Below are 23,212 nucleotides of genomic sequence, written 5' to 3'. Positions count from 1 at the left end.
TGTTAACTTATTGCCCTTTTTTATTTATTAACGCATTAACACACTGAGTTAGTGAACTGCACCTTCAGTTTTACGCTTTTGCGCACTCTGAAACTCATAAGCCAGTTGTTGTTTTTCTTTATCTAGCCCAACAGTGACTGAGCCACCATCAACCAGAGAACCAAACAACAGCTCGTTGGCCAGCGGTTTCTTCAGATTTTCCTGAATCACTCGCGCCATCGGCCGTGCACCCATCGCTTTGTCGTAACCTTTATCCGATAGCCAATGACGTGCTTCTTCACTGACTTCCAGTGACACGCCTTTGGCATCTAATTGCGCCTGCAACTCAACGATGAATTTGTCCACCACCTGCTGGATCACCGTCGGCGACAAGTGATTGAACCAAATGATATTATCCAACCGGTTACGGAATTCCGGTGTAAACACTTTTTTGATCTCTTCTAAGGCGTCGGTGCTGTTGTCCTGCTGTTTAAAGCCAATGGAGGTACGCTGCGTTTCGCGAACACCGGCATTGGTGGTCATCACCAGAATGACGTTGCGGAAATCAGCTTTGCGGCCATTGTTATCCGTCAGTGTGCCGTTATCCATTACCTGCAATAGCAGGTTAAACACATCTGGATGGGCTTTTTCAATTTCATCCAGCAGCAAAACTGCATGAGGATGCTTGATAACCGCATCGGTCAACAGGCCACCTTGATCGTAGCCAACATAGCCCGGAGGCGCACCAATCAGGCGGCTGACAGTATGACGCTCCATATACTCGGACATATCAAAGCGCAGCAGCTCGATATCCAGCGCCTTAGCCAATTGCACTGTCACTTCGGTCTTACCCACGCCAGTTGGGCCTGCAAACAGGAATGACCCGACAGGTTTGTGTTCATGCCCCAAACCTGCACGACTCATTTTGATGGCTTCGGACAGTGCATCGATAGCCTTATCTTGGCCAAATACCAGCATATTCAGCCGGTCGCTCAGATTTTTCAGCACATCGCGATCACTGGCAGAGACTGTTTTCTCCGGAATACGGGCGATGCGAGCAACCACCGATTCGATGTCCGACACATTGACGGTTTTCTTACGTTTATTAACCGGCATCAAACGACTACGAGCACCCGCTTCATCAATCACATCAATGGCTTTATCCGGCAAGTGACGGTCATTGATATATTTAACCGATAACTCGACCGCTGCGCGTATCGCTTTCGCGGTATAACGCACGTCATGATGCGCTTCATATTTCGGTTTCAAGCCGTTGATAATCTGAACAGTCTCTTCTGGCGTCGGTTCAGTGATATCGATTTTCTGGAAACGTCGCGCCAAGGCACGATCTTTTTCAAAAATATTGCTGAACTCCTGATAGGTGGTAGAGCCAATCACCCGAATTTTGCCACTAGAGAGCAACGGTTTAATCAGGTTAGCGGCATCGACCTGCCCACCAGAGGCAGCTCCGGCCCCGATGATGGTATGAATTTCATCGATAAACAGAATGCTGTCTTTATCGTTTTCCAGCTGTTTCAGCAGCGCTTTGAAGCGTTTTTCAAAGTCACCACGGTATTTGGTTCCAGCCAACAGCGAGCCAATATCCAGCGAGTACAAGGTGCATTCAGACATCACTTCTGGTACATCGCCCTGCACGATACGCCAAGCCAGACCTTCGGCGATGGCGGTTTTACCGACACCTGACTCCCCCACCAGCAGCGGGTTGTTTTTGCGGCGACGGCACAATACCTGAATGGCGCGTTCCAGCTCTTTATCGCGGCCAATAAGTGGGTCTATGCCGCCAACGCGGGCCAGTTGATTCAGATTGGTGGTGAAGTTCTCCATACGGTCTTCCCCTCCTGCCTGCTCTTCATTCACCGGATTTTCTGCATTCGGTGCCTGACCCGGCTCGTCCTTACGGGCGCCGTGGGAAATAAAGTTCACGACATCCAGACGGCTGACATCATGCTTACGCAGCAAATAAGCCGCCTGAGACTCTTGTTCACTAAAGATGGCCACCAGCACGTTGGCACCAGAGACTTCATTGCGCCCTGATGACTGAACGTGGAAGACCGCGCGTTGTAACACCCGCTGGAAACTGAGCGTAGGCTGAGTGTCACGCTCTTCTTCAGTGACAGGTAATGTAGGTGTGGTTTGTTCGATAAACGCTTCCAGCTCCTGGCGTAACGCCACCAGATCAACCGTACACGCCTCCAGCGCTTCCCGCGCAGCTGGATTGCTTAGCAATGCCAGCAATAGGTGCTCCACGGTCATAAACTCGTGTCTGTGCTCACGCGCTCTGGCGAAAGCCATATTGAGACTGAGTTCAAGTTCTTGATTGAGCATAGGCACCTCCCAATAATTGCCTTAATCAGGCTTTTTCCAGCGTACAAAGCAATGGATGCTCGTTCTCCCTGGCGTATTGATTTACATGTGCGACTTTTGTCTCTGCCACTTCAGCAGTAAAAACACCACAAATCGCCTTTCCTTGATAATGCACATTGAGCATCAATTGTGTTGCACGTTCAATATCATAAGAAAAGAACTTTTGCAGAACGTCAATCACAAATTCCATCGGTGTGTAATCGTCGTTGTTAAGTATAACTTTATACATTGACGGCGGTTTGAGCGCCTCTTTCTGTTTATCTTTGACTAAATGTTCAAAATTCAGCCAGTCGTTATTCTTACCCATTGCCTGCCCATCGTTTCACTGAACCACACAGGAGCAATACCTCACTCCGGTTATAAGACCATTTGATGCAGATATCTATTATTATTTTAACATCACTTATGCCATAACGCCGCCAGAGAAAAAAGTCGATTCTTTCGCCTTAAAAGCGGTTAAATTGTAACCAAACAAACACAATAGCGTTAGCTGCATCAAACTTTGAAGAACTGTTCCTGCCAGACAAAAGCCCTCCCCTTGACGTTGGGACCATTTCCACTAGAGTGTATTTTCGTGAGCTGCTGTAGTTTTAACCAATATTGGGAGTTGTAACCCAAATATGGGTTAATCAAAAATTACAGTTTTAACCACTTTGCGCTCACTTTAACCAGCGATTACCTCATCTCAAACTAGAATAGCCTTGCGAGGGACGTAGAAGTATGGAGACGGGTACTGTTAAATGGTTCAATAACGCCAAAGGTTTTGGCTTCATTTGCCCTGAGGGCGGTGGCGAAGATATATTCGCTCACTATTCAACTATCCAGATGGATGGTTACCGAACGTTAAAAGCCGGTCAGATGGTTAACTTTGATGTCCACCAAGGGCCAAAAGGGAACCACGCCAGTCTGATAGTGCCACTCGGGTTAGATGTGGTCTTGCAAGAAGACATACCACAGGAACTTGCTGCATTGGCCTGACACCACGCACTCATTCGCTTAAATATCATGGTAATACCTCATCTCAAACACGCGGGTGATCAAGGTATTTCCTGAGCGGTCTGTTGCTACCAGCATCGAATACGTTTCAAAATGCCAGCCAATCATGACTGGCATTTTTATTGCTCTATTATGCTACCAGAGCCGCTAGGGTCAACCTCCAATTCAGACTTAAAACCGCGACGCTAAAGCCACTTCGGCGACACAATGTTCACCCGCCAATCATTCGCGCGCTAACGCATCAATCGGGTTGAGTCTGGCAGCACTGCGGGCTGGTAGATAGCCAAATACCACCCCAATCACGGTTGAGCACAAGAACGCGCTGAACAACGCCGCTGGTGGGAAAGCAATCTGCCAGTTAGGTAAAAACATCTCCACAATCAGACCAATGGCGAAGGATAGCGTGATACCCAACGCCCCTCCGACCAGGCAAACCAGAATCGCCTCAATTAAGAATTGCTGCATGACATCACTGGATCTCGCGCCCACCGCCATACGGATGCCAATTTCGCGGGTTCGCTCCGTCACTGAAACCAGCATAATATTCATCACGCCAATCCCCCCTACCACCAGTGAGATCACCGCCACCAAGGTCAGGAATAATTGCATTGTACGGGTGGTTTTTTCCGCTGTTTGCAGCAAGCTATCCATGTTGTAGGTGAATATATCTTTCTTGCCGTGACGCATGGTCAGCAAGCGAACCAACTGCTGCTCGGCTTCTTTGCTGCTGTAACCCTCTTTAATCCGAATGGTGATCGAATCAAAGTAGGAACGCCCCATCAGCCGATTCGCCATGGTGCTGTACGGTACCCATATTCGCAGCGCTTTGCTGCTACCGAACATGGATTGCTTCTCTTCCACCACGCCCACCACGGTAGCGGGCATATTGCCGACCAAGATCACTTGCCCGACCACATCTTTGATATGCGGAAATAGCCTGCGCTGGGTATTGCGGTCAATCACGACCACTTGCGACTGGCGTTCAACCTGTTCACGGGTGATCGGCGTCCCCTGTTCAAGCTTCATGCCGAACACGCGGAAATACTGCTCACTGACCCCCGAGACACTGGCCGCAACATCCACATTGCCGTATCGCAGCCGCATACTGCCAGAAATGGTGGGCGACACGGCGCTGACATAGGATTGCTCTTTTAGCGCCACCATATCGTCATAGACCAACGCCTGCCGAGTACTGGGGTCATCGTCGCCAAAATCTTTACCAGGATAGACATCAATGGTATTGGTGCCAATCGCGCGGATATCCGCCAGTACCATCTGCTTGGCTGCATCCCCCACTACCAATATGGAGACCACCGAGGCGATCCCAATAATGATCCCGAGCATGGTCAATGCGGTGCGCATTTTATTGGCCGACATCGCGCGCCAGGCCATGAGTAGCGCCTCACGGAAACGACCTGTCAGTTGCTGCCACGAAGGTGCGGGCGCTGTCAGACTCATGACCTCTGAAGCCGCGACAGTGGGCACTGTTTTCGAGCCAGAGTCCGCCATAATGCGGCCATCTTTGATTTCGATGATCCGCTCTGCCTGAGCCGCAACAGTTGGGTCATGGGTGACAATAATCACCGTGTGCCCCTGCTGCTGTAGCTGCTTTAGGATAGCCATCACCTCAACGCTGGAATGGCTATCCAGCGCTCCGGTCGGTTCATCGGCCAGAATGACCTGTCCACCGTTCATCAAGGCGCGGGCAATACTGACACGTTGCTGCTGCCCGCCAGAGAGCTGATTGGGCTGGTAGTTAACACGCTCCTCCAGCCCCAATCGGGTTAACAACATATTCGCCCGCTCACGCCGTTCATGCTTACCTAAACCGGCATAGACTGCGGGAACCTCAACGTTATGGGCCGCGCTGAGATGAGGTAGCAGATGATAACGCTGGAAAATAAAGCCAAAATGCTCGCGGCGCAGTGCCGCCAGTGCGTCATTATCCAATGTGGCGACGTCTTGACCTGCGACACGGTAGACGCCCGCACTTGGCTTATCCAGGCAGCCCAGAATGTTCATCAGCGTCGACTTACCCGAGCCAGAGGCACCGATAATCGCTACCAACTCACCGGCATTGATGGTCAGTGAGACATCCTGCAATACGTCAACGGTTTCTCCGCCGGACTGATAACTACGACGAATGCCTTTTAATTCAAGCAATGCCGTCATTATGCCTCCTCCGCGCCACCACGACTGACGATGACCTCCTCACCGACCTTCAAACCTGAAACCACCTGCGCATCGACGTTATTGCGAATGCCGATCGTCACTTCACGTTTCTCTTCTTTGCCGCCATTTAGCACTGCGACTTGATAGCGATTGGTGCCCAGTTCCTCGCCTAATGCCGATAAGGGAATCACCACCGCCTGCTGAACATTTGCCAACTGGATTGAAACCTGCGCAGTCATTTGCAAACGTAATAGACGATCAGGATTCGGCACCTCAAAACGCGCAGAGTAGAAAATGGCATCATTCACTTTTTCCGGTGTGGGCTGAATGTCTTTTAGCACACCATCAAAACGCTTTCCGGGATCACCCAGTACCGTAAACGAGGCTTTCATCCCCGGTTTAAGGTGGATCACGTCCGCCTCAGAGACCTGCGCATTAACCAGCATGGTGCTCATATCGGCCAACGTCAGAATATTGGGTGCCTGTTGCGCCGCAATCACCGTCTGACCTTGCAAAGTAGTGATTTGCACCACATCGCCAGCCATCGGGGCAGAGATCTTGGTGTAATCCAGATTAATGTTCGCCGTATCGAGACTGGCTTTAGTTTTATTGATTTGCGCGTTAATGGTTTCAACTTGCGCTTTTTTCACTGCCAGCGTGGTGCTCGCCTGATCCAGATCCTGACGTGATACCGCCTGTAACTTTGCCAGATCCTGCTGACGACGCAGCGTCACCGCTGCCAGTTGCATTTCAGCCTTCGCCTGCGCCAACTGGGCATTCAAATCCTGTAGTGTCGCCTCCACTTCTTTGATTTGGTTCTGCGCCTGTTGCGGGTCGATCATCGCCAGTAACTGGCCTTGCTCAACCTGATCACCAATCTGCACATACAGTTTTTCCAACTGACCACTGACCTGTGCACCCACATCAACTTTGCGCACGGCATCGAGTTTGCCAGTGGCCAGGACATTCTGTTGCAGGTCACGGTTGGCAACTTTCACCGTCTGATATTGAACCGGTGCGGGAGCCATCAGGTGTCTGGTGATGAAAAAGCCACCAATAATCAATGCGGCAAGTACGATGAGCCATCGGCGCTGACTTCTACTGAACTGCATCAAATCAAGTACCTTCCTTTATTTTATCTTCTTTAAATTGCCGAAATTACCATCGGGAATTCTCATTTAACTAAACGAAATCTTAATACCACCGTGCTATCGGTGAATCCTAAGATGCATTGACACACTGTTTAGTTCCCTTTTGTTCCAATAGCGCGAAAATTCAGTGAGAAAATGGTTTTAATCATGCAAAGCACCGAAAACATCAAATCAAATCCTAATAATCTTAACTGTTGGGGATTAATTGCGTTGCTATTCAAAGGTAACCAGGCATTGGGTGGTTCATGGCATAAATTGCAGTTTCGGCTTAAATTTATCGCCAGAACCATAATTCATCCCAAACTGACCCTAAACCTGTTAGCTATACTGGTGAAGCAGCCCTTTCTAAATAGAATGTTACGCGACCAGCCTGATTTACCTTGTAAATTACAGCGTCCTTATTTGGCTAATACATTCAATAACCGTCAAAAGCTGGCGGCACTGCAGGACCATTTTCAGTTAATAAATCAATGTATGCCAGCATCATTGCTGCACAACTATTTACACCATTCGCCTTATAAATTGACTGAGTTAGCAGGCAAGAATGAGAAAAAGTATTTTCTTTATTTGGCCGCGATTCCAAAATTCAATAAGGAGGGCGAAATTACGCTGATGCTGACCAATGAGCAACAACAAACGTTGGCGGTGCTGACTTTCAGCCTATTTTATTATCAGCAGCAACAAACACTGTTTATTGGCGGCTTACAAGGAGCGGATAATGAAACCCCCCATAGCGAAATTCACCTTAGTACCAAAGCATGTCATGGGCTATTTCCTAAACGTCTGGTATTAGAAGCCGCCTGCTCCTTGGCAAAACTGATGGGGATAACACAAATTATTGCCGTCGGGAATGGCACACACATTTACCAAAACTGGCGTTATCGAGCGAAGAAAAAAGATAAATTACATGCGGATTACGATAGTTTCTGGCACTCACTGGGGGGAGAAAAGTGCGAAAAAGGTTATTTCAGCTTACCCGTACAGATTGCACGTAAGTCGATTGAAGATATTGCTAGCAAAAAACGCGCGGAATATCGCCGTCGCTATCAACTTCTGGAGCAACTCGAAGATGGGTTAGCCGCACATTTTATAATCGAGTGACTCTAGCCTCCTACTGCTAATCAGCCCGACCTCGCGCCAACCAAACGACACGAGAAAACATCTTTTTCAGTAATGGGGGAATAGATTCGCCCCCCCACTCTCTGGCCTGATTGGTGACTTCAATGGCCAGATCCGGTTTGGAGGTGCGATGGATGGCCTTTTCAATCACCCTGCGCGGCTGCATCTTGGCATTCATCGGAATACCCGATACTCGGTGATAAACCGCATCAAACCCCGCGCGATATAAAAAGTGCTCCATATCCGGAGCGGGTAAGATGGTCAGACGATCCCGTTCGTGGTCACGCCCAGTGTCCGCCATATTACGTACGGTGTCGGCATACTTTTTACCCGCATCATCACCATCTGTCAGAACATGCCACTGGATACCCATGCGGTTGGCATACTTCAGCAGGGGTCGTAAGCCACTCTGAGCAAACTCAATCACCTTGACACCTTCCGCTTCAAAGTGATGACCACACTGGCGAGCCAGCTCATTGAGCAACCAGATCTCAGTTTCACCTTCTACCAATAGCCAGCAGCGGGCAAATAAAGCCGAGGGGCGGTTGAAGCGAATATGAAACGCGATGCGACGGCTATCTTCCGCGCTCATGCCGCGCGGGCCAATGCGGTAAGTCGCCACTCTAGAGGATTCACGCACCAGCCGACAAATACTCTCTATCGGCACCAAAGAGACTAACTCACCGGAGTTTGTGGTGGTGATACGTTGCAATGGTAACTGGCTGAGCAGACCCCACGCGACCGACAGCATAATGGGGTGCAAGCGGGTTTCTGGGTCTTCGACCAGCAGCAATGGCCGCGCATGAGGATCCAGGCTGAGTGAGCCTTTGGCTTGCAGTAACGTTGAGAACATCCCTAAGAGTATCAACCGCATACTGCGACTATTAGGTTCAGCCACCATGCGATTGATGCTGTCGAGGGCCTGCCAGGCTTCTCGCTCTGGTTGTGGGCTATAGCGGTGATTACGCAAAGTAACAGATTGCGTTCCTTGCTCGGCAAAATAGTGTTCCAGCAGTTGGCGCATCGCCACCAACCCTTGGCGCAGTTCAGTATTGGTCAGTTTTTGCGGATTACGCACTAACTCGCGGCTTAATTGATCCAACTGCTGATTCAGTGCCACTTTATCTGGCTGATGACTGTTTTCGTCGGCGGTACTGCGGAGTCGACGCATAAAGCGCGCATCCCGTAAGCGCAATACCGGATGGATACGAATAACGCCTCGTGCCAGCTTTTCAATATCATGCAAAGCCAGAGGCTGCCCTTCTAAATCGAGGAATGTACGCCAAGTGCAGACGGTCCCATCGTCAGCCAACTCCCCCTCAACCCGATAATAAATACGATGTAAACCATCGTCATGATTTATCCAAAGTGGGGCTAATTGGCGATAACGAGGCGCACGCCAATGGCCAATATCTTTTTCACAAAAAGTGAAAATAACCTGCAAATGGCGCTCTTTAGCGCTCTCATCCCCTGCCGGATAATAAAAATCTTGCACGGTGAAATGGTAAAGTTGCGGTTCGGGGGATAAAAGTAATGTAAGGGCATCTAATAGGCTGGATTTACCCCAGGCGTTCTCACCGACCAGCACAGTATTATCATCAAGGTTCAATGAAATACGATTGATACCGCGAAAACCGACTATATCTACGCGTTCAAGATACATGCTGCGCCTCCGATGCGAATTTATTCATACTGATACTACTAGATAACACTGTTAACTCGGCAAGCATAGCGGATTATCTTGCCGACAGATGCAAAAAAACCTTACGCGTCAAGTGCCGCGCTACAATGCATGCTGCTTTACTCTGCGGGTAATTTTAGATAGCTTATTGCGCCACAGCCCATTATTCATCAGCTCATAATACCCAAAGTCATTAACGTTACAGTCAGGCAGCAAACGAATGAATCCCAATGAGCTTACCTAGGTAAGTGATTCGGGTGAGTGAATGCAGCTAACAGCGCAATAACGTCAATGAAGAAGGGTATAGGACGGTACAACTCGTGTATTCCGGATTACTGATCATTCTTTTGCCATTAATTATTGGTTATCTGATCCCACTTAGCCGCAAGTCATTAATTCAATTGATCAACCGCTTATTAAGCTGGATGGTCTACGTGATTTTATTCTTTATGGGGATCAGTCTGGCATTTCTGGAAAACCTCAGCGCTAACTTGCTGCTTATTTTCCAGTACACCGCAGTCTTTTTTCTCTGTATTTTTTGTGCCAATTTACTCGGGCTATTTTTACTCGAACGCAAATTGCCGTGGAAAAATACTCACCGTCAGGAAGCATTGCCCTCACGGCTACATATGGCACTGGAATCCCTGAAATTATGTGGCGTAGTCATTATCGGTTTCCTGCTGGGTTTAAGCCAATGGGCGTGGTTGCAATTTGCAGCCAAAGGTAGCGAGCTAGCACTGATTTTCCTGCTATTTTTAGTGGGTATTCAATTACGTAACAGTGGCATGACACTGCGCCAGATCGTGCTAAATCGCCGTGGAACTATCGTGGCATTTGTCGTCGGTATCAGTGCCTTGCTCGGTGGCTTGCTCGCCGCGCTGCTGATGGGTTTGCCGATTAAGACGGGGCTGGCGATGGCTTCTGGCTTTGGCTGGTATTCGCTGTCAGGTATTTTGCTGACTGATGCATTTGGCCCCGTGATTGGTAGCGCCGCGTTCTTCAATGATCTGGCGCGAGAATTAGTGGCCATCATGCTGATCCCAACACTGGTACGCAGCAGTCGCTCCACCGCACTGGGCTTGTGCGGTGCAACCTCAATGGACTTTACGCTGCCGGTATTGCAGCGCAGTGGCGGGCTGGAAATGGTCCCTGCCGCGATCGTCCACGGCTTCTTACTGAGTCTGCTGGCCCCAATATTGATCGCCTTCTTTTCGTCATAAGCCTCTTCTGCGCAGTGGATTATCCGATTCACTGCGCATGACTCCTGCCTAAAACTGAATAAGTTCTCATTCGCAGCAAAAGTTGCGCCAAATCAAAACAAGTTAAAGTTGCATTAGAAAAGCCTTTTTAAACCCGCTTTGCCCCTCTATGCTTTTAAACATGCATTATAAATGCACTTTTAAAAGGAAAAATAATTATGTTCTGTGTGCAATGTGAACAAACCATCCGAACACCTGCGGGTAACGGCTGCTCCTACGCGCAGGGGATGTGCGGAAAAACCGCTGAGACCTCTGATTTACAAGACTTATTAGTTGCCGTCCTGCAAGGGCTTTCCGCTTGGGCATTGACAGCACGCGAAGTTGGCATCGTTGATCATCAGATTGACAGCTTTGCACCCAGAGCCTTCTTCTCGACCCTCACCAATGTGAATTTCGATTCAGACAGAATTATCGGTTACGCCAAAGAAGCCATCTTGCTACGCCAATCACTGGCTATCCGTTGCCGCTTGCTCGACAGCACTATCACCGTTGATCACCCATTAGCTGAGCTGCAACTGTTGTCAGATGACATCCCGACCCTGCAACAGCAATCGCAACAATTCGCCCTGAACAGCGACAAAGCGGAGATCGGTGACGATATCCATGGTCTGCGGATGCTCTGTTTGTATGGCCTGAAAGGGGCGGCAGCCTATATGGAACACGCCCATGTGCTGGGTCAGCACGATGAGCAGATTTACGCTGAATATCATGCCTATATGGCGTGGTTAGGTACACAGCCACGCGACGTCGACACCCTGCTGAATAACGCCATGGGCATTGGCAAGATGAACTTCAACGTTATGGCGATTTTGGACGCTGGCGAAACCCAAGCTTACGGCGACCCACAACCCACAGCCGTTAACGTGCGTCCGGTGGCGGGTAAAGCCATTTTGATCTCCGGCCATGATCTCAAAGACTTACAAATGCTGCTGGAGCAGACCGAGGGAACCGGGGTTAACATTTATACCCACGGTGAAATGCTGCCCGCTCACGGCTACCCAGAGTTAAAACGCTACTCACATCTGGTGGGTAACTACGGCAGTGGCTGGCAGAATCAGCAGACAGAATTCGCCAAATTCCCTGGCCCGATTCTGATGACGTCCAACTGTATCATTGACCCCAATGTGGGCAATTACGGCGACCGTATCTGGACCCGCAGCATTGTTGGCTGGCCGGGTGTGAACCATCTGGAAGGCGACGATTTCGCGCAGGTCATCGATCAGGCATTGGGTATGGCGGGCTTCCCGTACAATGAGCTGGAGCATCTGATTACCGTCGGTTTTGGCCGTCAAACCCTGCTGAACGCGGCGGATACCGTGATTGATCTGGTCGCCACTAAAAAACTGCGCCATGTCTTTTTGGTCGGGGGCTGTGATGGTAGCCGCACAGAACGCAGCTATTTCACCGATTTTGCCCGCAGTGTGCCGCAAGATTGCATCATTATGACCCTGGCCTGCGGTAAATATCGCTTCAATAAGCTGGATTTCGGCACGCTGGAGGGATTACCGCGCCTGCTGGATGTCGGTCAATGTAATGATGCTTACTCAGCCATCATGCTAGCGGTAAAATTATCAGAAAAATTGGGCTGTACCGTCAATGACCTGCCGCTCAGTCTGGTGCTGTCATGGTTCGAACAAAAAGCCATTGTTATCCTCCTGACCTTGCTGTCACTGGGTGTCAAAAATATCTATACCGGCCCGACCGCGCCTGGCTTCCTGACGGACAACCTGATGGGGATTCTGTACGAGAAATTTGGTATGCGGCCTATTACCACCGTAGAACAGGATATGAACGAGATTTTGGGCAGTTAAAACCTGAGGCAAGTAAGCCCTAAATAATGAAGCAATAACAGCTTGCCCAGCCAGTGCGGTTTAACGCCATTGGCTGGGCATGATGAGTGGTTTTTGCTCGAGAATGACCTGATTCGCTGTGAGGCCCCAATGACCGATTTGACCCCAAGCACCCCTGTTATCTCAAGTGCTGATTTTATCCCAAGTGACTGCCCAACCGCCCTCTGCCCTAACCGCATGCAAATCCACTCCATCGTGCAAGAGACGCCCGACGTCTGGAGTCTGCGGTTGATTAACCACGATTTTTACCCTTATCTGCCGGGGCAATATGCTCTGGTTAGTATTCGTAACAGTGATGAAACCCTGCGCGCGTATACACTTTCCTCCACACCCGGACTCAGCCCCTTTATCCAACTCACGGTGCGTTGTTTAGCCGATGGTGAGGGTTCCAACTGGCTGACTCAGCAGGTGAGCGTGGGCGATTATCTGTGGCTTTCTGCGGCTCAAGGGGAGTTTACCTGCGCCCATGCTGATGATGACCACTACCTGATGTTGGCTGCCGGTTGCGGTGTCACCCCAGTGATGTCGATGTGTCGTGACCTGCTGGCACGACGTGCGCACGCGGATATTCGGGTAATTTTTAATGTACGCTCACCGGCCGATGTGATCTTTGCCGATGAGTGGCAAGGCTTATTGCAGCGCTATCCGCAGCAATTACAGCTCAGCTTGGTGGCGGAATCCGCAGCAACGGCGGGTTTTATCACCGGCAGGATCACGACTCAAATCATGCAGCAGGTTGCGCCAGATATCAGCCGCCGCCGCGTGATGACCTGCGGCCCTGCCCCCTATATGGATTGGGTTGAGCAATATTGCCGTGAGCAATCCGTTCCAGCCGAACATTTCCAAAAAGAGCAGTTCCGCACTGCCGATGACGCTATCGATACCAGCAATGAATTGATAATGACCATTAGCCATCCGCTGCGCAGTGTGAAAGTCCCGGTCGGCACATCACTGCTGTTTGCACTGGAACAACATAAAGTTCCGGTGATGGCGGCCTGCCGCGCAGGGGTCTGTGGTTCGTGTAAGACACGCATTCTGCACGGTGAATACACCACCACCAGCACTATGACGCTAACCCCCGACGAGATTGCCCAAGGCTATGTGCTGGCTTGCAGTTGCCAGCTACAGGGCGATCTCCAACTGGCGTAACCGCCCTGCTTGCTGCTCCATTAATACTATTTGCTCCATTAATACTATCCGCGCTATTAGTGCTATCCGCGCTATTAATGGGGCAATTCACACCGTTAATGGGGCAATAATTGTTAAACGCGCCATACTTTGACCTCATAGAATAATGACTCGCCATTAATCCTTGAGGGAACAACTATGAAGCAAACCGTGGCAACACTGGTCGCAAAAACGTTGGAACAAGCAGGTGTTAAGCGAATTTGGGGCGTTACAGGGGATTCACTCAACGGTCTGAGTGATAGCCTGCACCGCATGGGTACCATCGAGTGGATGGGGACGCGCCACGAAGAGGTGGCGGCTTTCGCCGCAGGTGCCGAAGCGCAACTGACCGGGCAACTGGCGGTCTGCGCTGGCTCCTGCGGCCCCGGTAACCTCCATCTGATCAACGGCTTATTTGATTGTCATCGCAACCATGTTCCGGTGCTGGCGATTGCCGCGCACATCCCCTCCAGCGAAATTGGCAGTGGTTATTTTCAGGAGACCCACCCGCAAGAGCTGTTCCGCGAATGCAGTCACTATTGTGAATTGGTTTCCAACCCAGAACAGTTGCCTCGGGTGCTGGAGATCGCCATGCGCCAGGCCATTCTTAACCGTGGCGTGTCAGTGATTGTGTTACCGGGCGATGTGGCGCTACAGCCCGCGCCGGAAGATGCGGCTGTGGTGTGGAAAACACCGAAACTGCCGCTGGTTCAGCCGCCAATGAGTGAGTTGGCGATTTTGGCGCAAACACTGAATAAGGCAAAAAATATCACCCTGATGTGTGGTAGCGGTTGTGCTGATGCTCACGATGAAGTGGTAAAACTGGCGGAAATGCTGCAAGCCCCGGTGGTACATGCGCTGCGTGGCAAAGAACATATTGAGTGGGATAATCCTTACAGCGTAGGTATGACTGGGCTTATTGGGTTTTCCTCCGGTTATCACGCCATGATGAATGCCGATACTCTGCTGTTGCTCGGCACCCAATTCCCCTATCGCGCCTTTTATCCTACCAATGCAAACATCATCCAGATTGATATCAACCCCGGCAGCATTGGTGCTCACTGCCCAGTGAATATGGCACTGGTGGGTGATATCCAAACCACGTTGCGTGCGCTGTTACCGCAGTTAGCAGCCAAAAGTGATAACAAATTTTTAGAAAAAGCACTGGAGCACTATCGTACCACCCGCAAGGAACTGGACGGGCTGGCGACCGCCAATGATAACCAGCCCATCCATCCGCAATATCTGGCGCAGCAAATCAGCCGCCACGCCACGGATGATGCCATTTTCACCTGCGATGTAGGCACCCCAACGGTGTGGGCGGCCCGCTATCTTGCAATGAACGGTAAGCGGCGTTTGCTAGGTTCGTTCAACCACGGTTCGATGGCCAATGCCATGCCACAAGCCATTGGCGCGCAAGCCACCGCCCCCGAACGGCAAGTGGTTGCCCTGTGCGGTGATGGCGGTTTCACTATGCTCATGGGCGATTTCCTCACGCTGGCGCAACTTAAATTGCCGGTGAAAATTGTGGTGTTCAACAACAGTGTGCTGGGATTTGTGGCGATGGAGATGAAAGCGGGCGGCTATCTGACTGACGGCACTGACTTGCATAATCCAGACTTTGCCGCCATTGCCAATGCAGCGGGCATTAAGGGCATTCGGGTGGAGAAAGCCTCTGAGCTGGATGCCGCACTGGAGAGTGCATTTGCCCATCCGGGGCCGGTATTGGTGGATGTGGTCACCGCTAAGCAGGAGCTATCGATGCCACCACAAATCAAATTTGAGCAGGCCAAAGGATTCAGCCTGTATATGCTCAGGGCGATTATCAATGGCCGTGGTGATGAAGTCGTCGAGCTGGCAAAAACCAATTGGTTACGTTGATATGATTGGTTACGTCAAGACTATCCTCGCCAATGTAACGCAATAATTAGCACTAAAAGCGGTGACTCAACCGCTTTCAGTGCTTTCCCGCCCTTTGCCCGATTCACTACAGCAATAACCCCCAAGTATTATGTGGCATAAACGACACTTTCTACTCATCACTCTGCTAAATAGCCCATAGAGGCGTAGAGTCATTTATTGACCCGCTGCCATCATAAGCAGGGTATAAACAGCACATTGACTCCATTGATGGGGGGTATTGCTATGCCAAAGAAAGCTAAGTCAGGATTTTCCGCTACGGCTGAATTAACCTGTTTGCTCCGCGCTAAGTCATACGGTGAGAAGAGACCCCATCTTAAAAGTGATGATTATGTCGCCGTTATTCTGAGTCAGACCTTCCATTCACTCTTCTCTATGGTGCAGAAGACCTTTCTGCTAGGCGATGATGTATTCAATCTCGCCACCCCCGCCGGTATTTACCCCTACATCGTCGCCCGTACCTTATATATCGATGATATTTTCAAAAAAACGGCGGGGCGCTTTAGCAAAATATTTATTCTGGGGGCCGGATATGACTCAAGGGCGATCCGTTTTTATCACGCGCTGCAACATAGCCATATTTTTGAAATTGATCATCCCACCATGCAGCAGCATAAAATAGAAAAACTGAACGAAGTCCACATCTCGCCACCGTCCAATCTGACATTTTTACCCATTGATTTTAATCAGCAAAATTTGACTGATACCCTCGCCACCCTTCCCTTGCAACCCGGCGAAAAGTGCCTGTTTTTGTTGGAAGGTTTGCTGATGTATCTGGACCCCGCGCAGGTAAAAACGCTATTGAGCTCAATCAGTCACTACAGCAGCGATGGCAGCCAGATTATTTTCGATTTTGTTTATGATCACCTGTTGGTGGATGACGGTGGATTAACAGACAACTCGCCATTCAACGGCGAATATGGCGTAAAAGAGAGTGTTGAGGGGGTGCGCAGTATTGGCGAAGCCTGGACCTTTGGCATTGCAGCCAATGACATCGAAGCCCTGCTACAGCAGTACGGTTTTACCTTATTAGATAAAGCCGATGCCCACGAACTGGAGAAGCGCTTCTTTACCGATAAACAAGGCAAATGCCTGGAGAGAATGAATACAGCCTCGTGTTTGGTCTACGCCAATCGAGAAAAGTCCTAATAAATCAGCGAATAATCACAATTTCATTAATTATCAATCGTCCCGACAGATATTATTCGCAATATCAATAAATAATCCCTGCCACTCCTTTCTTGTTTTATCAATCTGGCTATGATGAAACCTATGCCCTTATTCTGACCGCGAGAAAATTATGCTGATCGATTTACGCAGTGACACAGTCACGCAACCTAACGCCGCGATGCGCCATGCCATGGCTAATGCCGAAGTCGGCGATGATGTGTATGGCGATGACCCGACGGTAAATGCGTTGGAAGCAGAAGCTGCCAGACTGTCGGGTAAAGAAGCCGCCCTGTTCTTGCCGACAGGTACACAGGCCAATTTGGTCGCGCTATTGACCCACTGCCAACGGGGTGAAGAGTATATTGTCGGTCAGAAAGCGCACAACTACCTGTACGAAGCCGGTGGTGCAGCCGTACTTGGCAGTATTCAGCCACAACCCATTGACGCCAATGATGACGGCACCCTACCGCTGGATAAAGTGTTAGCCGCCATCAAACCTGACGATATTCATTTTGCCCAAACTCGGCTGTTAAGTTTGGAAAATACCCATAGCGGCAAAGTATTACCTCTGAGCTATTTGCAGCAAGCTTGGGCCTTGACCCGCGAGAAAAAACTGGCGCTCCATATTGATGGCGCACGTATTTTTAATGCTGCCGTCGCGCTGAATGTCCCCTTGAGCGACATTAGCCAATATTGCGATACCCTGACTATTTGCCTCTCCAAAGGGTTGGGCACGCCCGTGGGTTCACTGCTGTGTGGCAGTGCGGAATACATTCATCGCGCCCGCCGCTGGCGTAAAATGACCGGCGGCGGTATGCGTCAAGCCGGTATTCTGGCGGCAGCGGGGTTATACGCCTTAGAGCACAATGTCGCCCGCTTAAAAGATGACCACGACAATGCTGCATGGCTCGAGCAGCAACTGCGCTCACTGGATGTCGAGATTGTGGCACCGGGTGCACAAACTAACGTGCTGTATATTAAGCAATCAGCCGAGTCAGCCGCTAAATTCGGCCCTTGGATGCGCGAACGTGGCGTATTAATCAGCGCTGGCCCCCTCACCCGAATGATTACCCATATCAATGTTAGCCGCCAAGATCTGGAAAAAGTGGTGGCACTGTGGCGTGAATTTTTGGCCGAGCAGCGCGCATGACGCCGCAACGGATATTGGTGCTGGGGGCCAGCGGTTATATCGGCCAGCACCTGATCCCTCGACTCAGCCAACAGGGGCACCAGGTCACTGCCGCCGCCCGCCGTGTCGAGTGGCTGAAAGAGCAGCCGTGGCCTGGCGTCAACTGCCGCTTTGTCGATCTCTATCAACCCGCCACTCTCAATGCTGCCTTGCAAGATATTGATGTCGTTTATTATCTGGTGCATGGCATGGGCGATGGGCAGGATTTGATTGAGCAGGAGCGACTAGCAGCCAATAATATGAAGGCCGCACTACAGGCGCAGTCCGGCTCAGTGAAACAGATCATCTATCTGGGCGCATTACAACCGGGGAACAACAGCTCACCCCATCTGATTGCTCGCAAACTGACCGGTGATTTGCTGCGCCAAAGTGGCATTCCAGTGACGGAACTGCGCGCCAGCATCATCGTCGGCCCCGGTTCTGCCGCCTTTGAAGTGATGCGCGACATGGTTTATAACCTACCGATCCTAACGCCACCGCGCTGGGTGCGCTCGAAATCGTCCCCGGTCGCACTGGATAACCTGCTGGTTTACTTAACAGAATTACTCAATCATCCGGCGCAAGAGAATCGCATTTTTGATGTCGCGGGGCCGGAATACATCAGCTATCAAACCCTGTTCGAGCGTTTTATTGCTATCAGTGGCAAACGGCGCTGGCTGATCCCGATCCCACTGCCAACCCGATTTATCTCGGTCTATTTCATCAGCATGATCACCTCAGTGCCGACTCCGATTGCCAGTGCATTAATTGAGGGGCTGAACCACGATTTGCCCGCCGATGGCGAGGCATTACAGGCGCTAATTCCACAGCAACTGGTGAATTTTGACGATGCCGTCAGAGAGACGCTACGTCGCGAAGATGAAGTGGTGGACTCCGCTGACTGGGGCTATGACCCCGAAGCTCGCGCCCGTTGGCGACCCGGTTACGGATTCTATCCCAAGCAGGCTGGTTGCCAGCTCTACACCACTGCCTCCAGTGAAGCACTGTGGCATGTGGTGCAACAAATCGGCGGCAAAGAGGGCTATTTCTACGGCAACCCGCTGTGGAAAACCCGCGCCTGGATGGATGATATTGCGGGCGGCGGTGTAGTCTATGGCCGTCCCGACCGCGAAACGCTGGAGTTGGGCGACCTGATTGATGGCTGGAAAGTCATTACTGTCAAACCGTTACGCCAGTTAGCGATGATGTTCGGCATGAAAGCCCCCGGTTTGGGCCGCCTGACATTTACCATCAAGGATTTAGGCGGGCGGCGCAGTTTTGATGTGCGGGCATGGTGGCATCCAGCCGGTTTTAGTGGTTTGCTTTACTGGTTTGTAATGATGCCAGCCCATCTGTTTATCTTCCGTGGCATGGCAAAACGTATTGCGACACTGGCGGAGCAATATGATCGCGAACGTCATACATCAACGAAAAGCGAATCAGGTGACCCGCTAACACCTTAAATTCAGCAGAATAACGCATGCCCCAGCGTGCCCACAAAGTCGATTGAAGGGGAGATGTTCCGTTGGGGTCGTAGTCGCATAAGCGACCGAAGCGCCACGAGGCACTGTCGCCCCTTCCCGCACCGGCCTTGATGTTGGGTTTGCCATAAACCTCCGGCATAACTAATGCCCCTTTTTCTTCTCATTCGCAGTCAACAACGCTGCAAATTCAAGGAAAAAGGGGATAGTCGGTGCTTTCTGATTGCATAGCGCATCATTTCACGGAAGAATGGCATCTTATTTGCTGAGCGAATGATTCCAAGCGCTAGCATTCTGATTTTTGGTGGGAACCGAATTCGCTATGAAGGTATTGGTCACCGGTGCAACCTGTGGTTTAGGCCGAAATGCCGTTGAATATCTCCGTCGTCAGAACATCAAAGTCATCGCCGCGGGCAACAATCCGGCGATGGGTGCATTACTGACAAAAATGGGCGCTGAATTTATTCATGCGGATCTGACGAATCTGGTTTCCTCGCAGGCAAAAGCCATGCTGGCTGATGTCGATACCCTGTGGCACTGCTCCAGTTTTACCTCGCCATGGGGCACCGAGCAGGCTTTTGAGTTAGCGAACGTGCGCGCCACACGCCGCTTGGGCGAATGGGCTGCCGCCTATGGCGTGGAGAATTTCATTCATATCTCCTCGCCTGCTATCTATTTCGATTATCATCATCACCGTAACATTCAGGAAGATTTTCGCCCGGCCCGTTTCGCCAATGAATTTGCCCGCAGTAAAGCGGCCGGTGAACAGGTTATCCAGCAATTGGCGCTCTCCAACCCGCAAACGCATTTTACCATCCTGCGCCCGCAAGGCTTATTCGGCCCGCACGACAAAGTGATGTTGCCACGCCTACTCCAGATGATTAAACACTATGGCACCCTGCTGCTGCCCCGTGGCGGCAATGCACTGGTGGACATGACTTATCTGGAAAATGCCGTCCATGCTATGTGGCTGGCGACCCAGAGCCAAAATACCCTGTCAGGCCGCGCCTATAACATTACCAACCAGCAACCCCGCCCCTTGCGCACCATCGTGCAACATCTGCTCGACGAGCTGGATATGCCGTGCCGTATTCGCTCAGTGCCGTATCCAATGATGGATATCATGGCCAGAGCCATGGAGAAGCTGGGGAACAAAGCGGAAAAGGAGCCGGTGCTGACACATTATGGTGTCGCTAAACTCAACTTTGATCTGACGCTGGATACCCACCGTGCTGAACAAGAGCTGGGCTATCGTCCTCTAGTGTCACTGGATGAAGGCATTAATCGCACCGCCCGCTGGCTAAAAGATCATGGCAAACTGCGCGGTTTATAGTCATCCGTGGAGCATAGAACTGCTGAATAAAGTGATTTCCGGCCAGTATAAGACAGTCTGGAAAATTGGTCTTATACTCATATAAAGTTAATAACTACCATCACTTTCATAACAGATTCTTTCACCTAAGGTCATCATATGAAAAAGAAAAATATTGCTCTGATTCTTCCTCTCGCCATTCTGCTCAGCGCCTGTACCAACACCGTCGATCCGGCGTTTAAGGATATCAGCAGCCGCACAGCACCTTGTGTTGCGGGTGGCCCGGATCAGGTGGCGCAACAATTCTATGATCTGCGGGTTCAGCAAATTGGCAATCACACTGGCTTGCCTGATGATAATCTCTCGGCCCAATTCCGCCCTTATCTGAGTCAGGCGCTTTACGACATGATTCAGACCGCCAGAAAACAGGCGGGTACCCGTAACGCAACTCAGGTCAATAAGACCCAAACCATTAACGGCGATATCTTTACTAGTCTGCGCGAAGGCACGACCAGCGCAGATGTTGCCAGCGCCTCAACCATTCCCAATACCGACGCCCGAAACATTCCGCTGCGTGTTAATTTGACTCATCAGAGCGCGGGCGGCAAATCAGTGACCTGGCAAGATGAAGTCCTGATGATCCGCGAAGGAACCTGCTGGGTGGTCGATGATATCCGTTTTATGGGCGTCTCTGCCCCCGCCAGCAGCTTGCGTCAGTTACTGGGTGATCACTGATCCCACAGGCTTCACTTCCGGCGGATAGCCAACCTCTCCGCCGGATAAGCGGGTTTGCCAACAGCCCCGTTAAACATTAACTTCAACAAGGAAGAAGTTGCCATGTACCCCGTTCATTCACTCATCAAGCTCCTCGCCATTAGTGGATTTTTTGTCGCCATCAGCGCCCAAGCAGCCCCCGAATGTGGGCAAACCGCCCAACTCATCAATGCGCGCTTAAGCTATATGAAAGATGTCGCGGGCTATAAAGCGGCCAATCATTTGCCGGTGGAAGATTTAACCCAAGAAGAGAAAGTGCTCGATAAATCCCTCGCGGAAGCGGCGTCATTAGGTCTCGACGCGGCGTCAATCAAGCCCTTTATGGTGGCACAAATCAATGCGGCAAAAGCGATTCAATACCGCTATCGCGCTGAGTGGTTATCACAGCCAGAAACCCATTGGCAGCCAAAATCACTGGAGACTGTGCGCACTGATATTGGCGAGCTAAGTAGCAAGACCCTCAAACAGATAGCGGAAGAGTTGAAAACCTGCGAAAAAACAGCCGTGGCCAATAAAGATGTATTCACCAAAACAATACGCCAGCATAATCTGCAAGCCGCTGATGTGGATGCCATCTTCTCAACTTTCACACAGATAAAATTGAAGTAACAACTAGATTATTCTCGCCATCAATGTGTACCGGTTTTCTTCCAGAAAATCGGTATGCTTTGATTTACAAGTAAATTCCCTTTTTGATTATTTTTTAATCTGCCGCTGCGGATGCTCTGTCAGATTTATGCATCGCACGACAAATTCCCTCTGAGCACAGTCAAATCCAAATGTTATGCTGTTTTTCCTACTGAACTCTGGTTATTAATAAATTTTAACGCACAAAGATTGCATAAGTATGCCGCGGAAGTTACCATTCACCGCATCATTGGCTATTCAGATTTGGCGCATGAGTATTCAACTTAGCGGAATTAACTGTTACTACGGCGTACATCAAGCGCTGTTCGACATTACATTAGACTGTCCGGCAGGTGAAACCTTAGTATTACTAGGGCCAAGCGGTGCCGGTAAAAGCTCACTACTGCGCGTGCTCAACCTGCTGGAGATGCCACGTTCCGGCACCTTGCAGATCGCCGGTAATCACTTCGACTTTACCCAAGCTCCGGGTGCAAAAGCGATTCGCGAATTGCGCCAGAATGTGGGTATGGTCTTCCAGCAATACAATCTTTGGCCGCATCTGTCAGTGGTACAGAATCTGATTGAAGCCCCTTGCCGTGTGCTGGGTCTGTCAAAAGATGAAGCCATGGCGCGGGCACAGAAATTACTGACGCGACTGCGTTTGACTGATTTCGCTGATCGCTTCCCGCTGCACCTCTCCGGTGGTCAGCAACAGCGCGTGGCCATTGCCCGGGCGCTGATGATGGAGCCTCAGGTTTTGCTGTTTGACGAACCCACTGCGGCACTCGACCCAGAAATTACTGCACAAATCGTCAGCATCATCCGTGAATTGGCCGGAACCGGCATCACTCAAGTGATCGTCACCCATGAAGTTGAAGTGGCCCGCAAAACCGCCAGCCGTGTGGTTTACATGGAAAACGGCCACGTGGTGGAACAAGGCGATGCCAGCCACTTTACTCAACCAACAACCGAAGCTTTTGCCAGCTATCTGTCACATTGAT

The 23,212-nt window shown here is 50.6% G+C and carries 18 protein-coding genes; 13 read left to right on the top strand and 5 right to left on the bottom strand.

Annotated features, from left to right (window positions below):
- Positions 1-48 precede the first annotated feature (48 nt).
- Positions 49-2,325 (bottom strand): ATP-dependent Clp protease ATP-binding subunit ClpA, encoded by a 2,277-nt coding sequence (gene clpA, locus ACZ76_RS16425; protein WP_048619877.1) that lies wholly within the window; start codon positions 2,323-2,325, stop codon positions 49-51.
- A 25-nt stretch (positions 2,326-2,350) separates the two neighbouring features.
- A complete protein-coding gene (clpS, locus tag ACZ76_RS16420) occupies positions 2,351-2,671 on the bottom strand; it encodes an ATP-dependent Clp protease adapter ClpS (protein WP_004873731.1) in 321 nt (106 codons plus the stop codon).
- Between the two features lie 413 nt (positions 2,672-3,084).
- On the opposite strand from clpS, the gene cspD reads away from it, so the two are divergent.
- Positions 3,085-3,342, top strand: coding sequence for a cold shock-like protein CspD (gene cspD / locus ACZ76_RS16415; protein ID WP_005275069.1), 258 nt, complete (start codon positions 3,085-3,087; stop codon positions 3,340-3,342).
- Positions 3,343-3,582: 240 nt separating this feature from the next.
- Here the strand turns inward: cspD and macB are convergent, their stop codons facing one another.
- Both macB and macA read right to left on the bottom strand, forming a co-directional pair.
- Complete coding sequence (macB, locus tag ACZ76_RS16410; protein WP_048619876.1) at positions 3,583-5,532, bottom strand: macrolide ABC transporter ATP-binding protein/permease MacB; 1,950 nt, start codon at positions 5,530-5,532, stop codon at positions 3,583-3,585.
- Positions 5,532-6,644: a macrolide transporter subunit MacA gene (gene macA / locus ACZ76_RS16405; protein ID WP_048619875.1), complete on the bottom strand. Its 1,113-nt coding sequence runs from the start codon at positions 6,642-6,644 to the stop codon at positions 5,532-5,534. Before macA ends, macB begins: the two co-directional genes overlap by 1 nt.
- A 186-nt stretch (positions 6,645-6,830) precedes the next feature.
- Here macA and ACZ76_RS16400 point away from each other — a divergent pair, with 186 nt between their 5' ends.
- On the top strand, positions 6,831-7,784 hold the full coding sequence (locus tag ACZ76_RS16400; protein WP_048619874.1) for a VirK/YbjX family protein: 954 nt from the start codon (positions 6,831-6,833) through the stop codon (positions 7,782-7,784).
- Positions 7,785-7,800: 16 nt separating this feature from the next.
- Here ACZ76_RS16400 and ACZ76_RS16395 read toward each other — a convergent pair whose 3' ends face one another.
- Positions 7,801-9,465 carry an ATP-dependent endonuclease gene (locus ACZ76_RS16395; protein ID WP_048619873.1) on the bottom strand — a complete coding sequence of 555 codons (1,665 nt, stop codon included), beginning with the start codon at positions 9,463-9,465 and terminating at the stop codon, positions 7,801-7,803.
- Positions 9,466-9,803: 338 nt separating this feature from the next.
- Here ACZ76_RS16395 and ACZ76_RS16390 point away from each other — a divergent pair, with 338 nt between their 5' ends.
- The 11 genes from ACZ76_RS16390 to artP all read left to right on the top strand — a co-directional run bounded on the left by ACZ76_RS16390 (position 9,804) and on the right by artP (position 23,211).
- Entirely contained in the window at positions 9,804-10,703 is a 900-nt protein-coding gene (locus tag ACZ76_RS16390; protein WP_048619872.1) for a LysO family transporter, read from the top strand.
- Between the two features lie 197 nt (positions 10,704-10,900).
- On the top strand, positions 10,901-12,553 hold the full coding sequence (gene hcp, locus ACZ76_RS16385; protein WP_048619871.1) for a hydroxylamine reductase: 1,653 nt from the start codon (positions 10,901-10,903) through the stop codon (positions 12,551-12,553).
- 216 nt (positions 12,554-12,769) lie between these two features.
- Positions 12,770-13,741, top strand: a complete 972-nt coding sequence (gene hcr, locus ACZ76_RS16380) for an NADH oxidoreductase (protein ID WP_048620339.1) — start codon at positions 12,770-12,772, stop codon at positions 13,739-13,741.
- Positions 13,742-13,918: 177 nt separating this feature from the next.
- The gene (gene poxB / locus ACZ76_RS16375; RefSeq protein ID WP_048619870.1) at positions 13,919-15,640 is read left to right on the top strand and encodes a ubiquinone-dependent pyruvate dehydrogenase; all 1,722 of its coding nucleotides are present in this window, start codon (positions 13,919-13,921) and stop codon (positions 15,638-15,640) included.
- Between the two features lie 264 nt (positions 15,641-15,904).
- The gene (locus tag ACZ76_RS16370; RefSeq protein ID WP_048619869.1) at positions 15,905-16,828 is read left to right on the top strand and encodes a class I SAM-dependent methyltransferase; all 924 of its coding nucleotides are present in this window, start codon (positions 15,905-15,907) and stop codon (positions 16,826-16,828) included.
- Between the two features lie 151 nt (positions 16,829-16,979).
- Complete coding sequence (gene ltaE, locus ACZ76_RS16365; RefSeq protein WP_048619868.1) at positions 16,980-17,999, top strand: low-specificity L-threonine aldolase; 1,020 nt, start codon at positions 16,980-16,982, stop codon at positions 17,997-17,999.
- A complete protein-coding gene (locus ACZ76_RS16360; protein ID WP_048619867.1) occupies positions 17,996-19,480 on the top strand; it encodes a DUF2867 domain-containing protein in 1,485 nt (494 codons plus the stop codon). Before ltaE ends, ACZ76_RS16360 begins: the two co-directional genes overlap by 4 nt.
- A gap of 340 nt (positions 19,481-19,820) precedes the next feature.
- Positions 19,821-20,831: an NAD-dependent epimerase/dehydratase family protein gene (locus tag ACZ76_RS16355; RefSeq protein ID WP_048619866.1), complete on the top strand. Its 1,011-nt coding sequence runs from the start codon at positions 19,821-19,823 to the stop codon at positions 20,829-20,831.
- Positions 20,832-20,969: 138 nt separating this feature from the next.
- Positions 20,970-21,545, top strand: coding sequence for a lipoprotein (locus tag ACZ76_RS16350; RefSeq protein ID WP_048619865.1), 576 nt, complete (start codon positions 20,970-20,972; stop codon positions 21,543-21,545).
- A 102-nt stretch (positions 21,546-21,647) separates the two neighbouring features.
- Positions 21,648-22,193: a chorismate mutase gene (locus ACZ76_RS16345; protein ID WP_048619864.1), complete on the top strand. Its 546-nt coding sequence runs from the start codon at positions 21,648-21,650 to the stop codon at positions 22,191-22,193.
- A gap of 289 nt (positions 22,194-22,482) precedes the next feature.
- Entirely contained in the window at positions 22,483-23,211 is a 729-nt protein-coding gene (gene artP / locus ACZ76_RS16340) for an arginine ABC transporter ATP-binding protein ArtP (protein ID WP_004873715.1), read from the top strand.
- Position 23,212: the final 1 nt, after the last annotated feature.

Source organism: Yersinia aleksiciae (genome assembly GCF_001047675.1).
In the GTDB taxonomy this organism is placed as follows: Bacteria; Pseudomonadota; Gammaproteobacteria; order Enterobacterales; family Enterobacteriaceae; genus Yersinia; species Yersinia aleksiciae.
Note: the sequence above shows the minus strand (reverse complement) of the source record. Positions and strands in the feature narration are given on the sequence as shown.